This is a genomic window from Microcystis sp. M_QC_C_20170808_M3Col (assembly GCF_007095505.1).
Taxonomy (GTDB): Bacteria; Cyanobacteriota; Cyanobacteriia; order Cyanobacteriales; family Microcystaceae; genus Microcystis.
The window spans coordinates 1-3649 of the sequence record NZ_SFBY01000403.1; the positions used below are offsets into that span (position 1 = coordinate 1).

The 3649-nt window shown below is 39.4% G+C and carries 5 protein-coding genes; all 5 read left to right on the forward strand.

The window, feature by feature from the left end:
• Positions 1–204, forward strand: a 204-nt coding sequence (locus tag EWV84_RS18550) for a transposase (protein WP_287079250.1), incomplete at its 5' end; no start/stop codon positions are given.
• Between the two features lie 54 nt (positions 205–258).
• Positions 259–831 carry an FkbM family methyltransferase gene (locus EWV84_RS18555; protein ID WP_287079251.1) on the forward strand — a complete coding sequence of 191 codons (573 nt, stop codon included), beginning with the start codon at positions 259–261 and terminating at the stop codon, positions 829–831.
• Between the two features lie 615 nt (positions 832–1446).
• On the forward strand, positions 1447–1698 hold the full coding sequence (locus tag EWV84_RS18560) for a hypothetical protein (protein ID WP_287079252.1): 252 nt from the start codon (positions 1447–1449) through the stop codon (positions 1696–1698).
• A 24-nt stretch (positions 1699–1722) separates the two neighbouring features.
• Positions 1723–1872: a helix-turn-helix domain-containing protein gene (locus tag EWV84_RS18565; RefSeq protein ID WP_416361024.1), complete on the forward strand. Its 150-nt coding sequence runs from the start codon at positions 1723–1725 to the stop codon at positions 1870–1872.
• Positions 1873–2446: 574 nt separating this feature from the next.
• Positions 2447–3001 carry a hypothetical protein gene (locus EWV84_RS18570; protein WP_287079254.1) on the forward strand — a complete coding sequence of 185 codons (555 nt, stop codon included), beginning with the start codon at positions 2447–2449 and terminating at the stop codon, positions 2999–3001.
• Positions 3002–3649 lie beyond the last annotated feature (648 nt).

Below are 3649 nucleotides of genomic sequence, written 5' to 3' on the forward strand. Positions count from 1 at the left end.
AAACTAATCGCTAACCTTAAAACAGTTAGTAGTCGCTTAATTAGAAAAGAATTTCCGTACTTAGCGGCAAAGTATTTCTACAACAAACCCTATTTTTGGACGGGAGCTTATTTTGTGGCTAGTTGTGGCGGCGTTACCCTCGAACAACTAAAAAAATACGTCGAGAACCAAAACTCCCCGAAACTGGAAACGCTACCACGTTAGTTTTATTCTGGTCGCGATTCATCTCCCGTTAAACTGCGTAGCGGTTAACGGGAGATGAATCGCGACCTTGAGATAGAAAGAATTTGTCATCACCAGCAACCAAAGATTATTTTTGATGTCGGGGCGAATATTGGACAAACAGGCAGTTACTTTCATCAAAAATTTCCTCAAGCTGATATTCTTTGTTTCGAGCCAATCAAGGAAACTTTTGCCCAATTATTTCAAAAATTTGCTAATAATCAGCGAATTCGCTGTTTTCCGATCGCTTTAGGTGAGCAACCTTCACAAAAAACAATTATTTTAAACTCTAATTCTCAACAAAACTCCCTCACCGATGCCTTAAACTGGCCCATAGGCGAGAATCAAGGCCAATCCACCGACAAAACAGAAGCAATTAAAATTGATAGCTTAGATAATTTTTGTCAAGAGCAGGGAATAGATAGGATAGACCTGCTCAAAATGGATACAGAGGGTTATGAGCTACAGGTTTTAGCTGGAGCAACCAATTTTCTAGAAGGGATAAAAATTGCCATGATTCTTTTAGAAGTTGGATTTCGTACCTCCGATTTTCGCCATACATTTTTTACCAAAATTTACGACCAATTGTATCAAAAAGGTTTTCGTTAGAAATGCTCAGGTAATACAAAGCGCAACAATCTTGTGAACGGGGTTTTCGGTTTCTCAAAGACCCCTTATTTTTAGCCGATAGTGTATTTTTGAAAACCCCTCAAAGAATTGAAACAATGGAAATGTTAATGGGATTATGTTTGTTAGTTTATAGCATTGGGCAAAGAAAGCTCAGGAATGAGCTACAGAGTCGCGGAGAAATGATTAAAAATTAATTAGGAAACCTGATAAATAGACCGACAATGAGATGGATATTTCAAGAATTACAAGGAATCCATGTGCTGGTAATTAATGGTGAAAAAATGGTTAGGAATTTAACTAATAAAATTCTTAATATTCTTCAATATTTTTCGATTAATTGTCAAAAATATTATCTCATCAACTAAGCCAATCTAGTTGCTAAATTTCCAGAAAATCAAGATTAATCAAAAACAAAGTGTTATGAGTCATGATCATATCACTTGAGTTTTATCCTGTTTAAATTTAAGTTTTTAACAAGTTTCACTTTCAGTAAATTCTTGAGGCTTGCTTAAATTTCGGTTTGGTTTCATTTTTGGGTGTGACTTCCATCATATTTTGCTCATACTACATTTTGAAGTGTGTTTGAAGTGCGGAATGTGGGTTCTGAGTTTACCTCTTAAATTGCCCCCGGCATTAAATAATAAACCGAGTCAACAAGACCGGGAAAATCTCTATTCTTCCTCTCCTACACAGAATATAAGTGGCTCTTTAAAACAGGTGATTGCTCCTCTTTTACCCAACGGTTATCTCGATATTAACTTAGCCAAAGAAATCCCTGGCATCAGTGTCCGTACTCTACAGAGAAGGTTAGGAGAAGAAGGTTTAACCTATACTCAGGTAGGGTAAAAAATTCGTTTTGAGCAAGCAGTTTTGTGGCGGCAGGAACCACTGATAAAATTAATTGATATTGCCAGGGAATTAGGTTACAGTGATCCCGCCCATTTTACTCGCGCTTTTAAGTGTTGGACAGGATTATCACCGCGAGATTTTCGTCGTCAAAAATTGGCTAATTATCAATAGACCTCTAGAGGAGGAGTGAGCAGCAGTAAGGTGCCAGTCTTCTCGGAGTCTGGAGAAGAAAAAACCAAGAGATTATAGCAGTTTTCATCAGAATGAGGTATGGGTAAGGGGCTTAAACCCTTTGTTAGCAAAACTTGTCGATACCTCAGTAACGTGAAAAGCGCTATAATTAGGGTTGGCTGAATAAGTCTGTTGGTGGGGTTAGGAGTCTCCGAGTCGGTCGTCGGTCGGGGAAGTCAGAATAACACAATGACCTCGCGCAATGCGAAGCGGAACCCTTTGTGTTCTCGCATTGCGAGCGCTTTGCGTTCGCCAATGAAAGTGTAAGGGTTTTGAGTCCCTCCGATCGATTTCTCAACGTTTGTTTCTGGCACTTTTGGGGACAAAAAATTGCCATAACCCTTTTCTAGCAAGGGTTTCACTGATATTCAGCCAACCCTAATTATTGCCCCTATGGCAAGAGTGCCTCCTGCCTGACTTGCACCAAGAGTCTGTTTGTAGCTTCGGAAATTGTCAAAACCGAGATGTAGTTACTCATTGAACACCACAAAGGCTAAAACATGGATTGTTATTTATGAGCCATTTATCCCTATCCGAACAGATTACCGCAGAACTTCTAGCAATCCTGATCGAAGAAGAAGTCACCTATCCCTGGGGTGTAACCGCTGTTGAGAGTCATGATCCCTTAGACCTGACAGAAACGCCCTTTTCTCTGTGTGAAGGCCTAGAAGCGACGGCGATCGAGGCAGAAGCTGATAGATTCTTTAATAGTTTACACCAAAAATTCCCGGCAGTTTCCGTTTCACCCCGGTCTAATATCTTTGATAAATTTGCCTCTTTATTGCCGGCCGAACATTTAAATCGTCTAGTAGAAAGCGCTGAAAATCTAGTTGATAGTCAATTAGACAAGCTTGATCGCCTTGTTGTTTGTCTTAGCGATCTCTTTCCCCAATGGTCTCCAGAAGATTTACAGGTTTTTGCTCGTCCCTACGCCTATACTATGCGTAATGGCCAGAGCGAAACCAATATAGAAACCGAAAATTGGCAAAGTCTTTCCGAAATTGAACAAATTCGCCGGAGTGCAGCCATTGCCAGCCAGATTTTCCGCGACCTGTCTTCTCCTGAATAGTCATCTCATTTTATTTTGCACGACTACATTAGGTTACACTTCATCTTTATGAGAAACGCTATATCTGCTCCCACTTGACAAGGGTTCGGACGTGGACTCCAAGCATTTCTGCTGCGGTTCTGGGTTGAACATACTTTGCGATAATCAATACCTCAATTCCTTTGATTTATTGTAGCGCATAGCTACGCATTATCACTTTATTCCTGGATTAAGTCTTGCTGTTCTTTGCTCCAGAATATTTCCCCTGAATTGTTAGCAGTGATAATATTTTTGACCCTATTAAAAGCATCTTAGACAGTCAAAGACTGACAGATAATTCGCCCGAAAGTCCCTAAATCGTTGCTAAGTTGTCTATACCTTCTCTGTGCGCCGCTTTCTCGATCAACGAAAGATTCGAGCTGATCGAACGCAAATAAGGGTAATTTTCAGTAGATGCAAAAGTTTGGATTTAAGGCGATCGCCATAATGTTTGGTATTGTTTGATACAAAAAGCTTCTCAAAAAATATTAAGAAAACTTATAACAAAACTAAGAAAAATCTGGTTGTGATTAACCAGAGGGTAAATAGATAGTATCAACAACTTGATATAATCTATCAATAGCCTGTCTCAAAAACGATAACATCTGTTTAAAAGTAAAGATTTCTCGG

What these genes read in the sequence shown, in the direction of transcription:
- EWV84_RS18555 (WP_287079251.1), top strand. Translation starts at nt 259, where the DNA reads ATGAATCGCGACCTTGAGATAGAAAGAATTTGTCATCACCAGCAACCA.
- EWV84_RS18560 (WP_287079252.1), top strand. Translation starts at nt 1,447, where the DNA reads ATGTGGGTTCTGAGTTTACCTCTTAAATTGCCCCCGGCATTAAATAAT.
- EWV84_RS18570 (WP_287079254.1), top strand. Translation starts at nt 2,447, where the DNA reads ATGAGCCATTTATCCCTATCCGAACAGATTACCGCAGAACTTCTAGCA.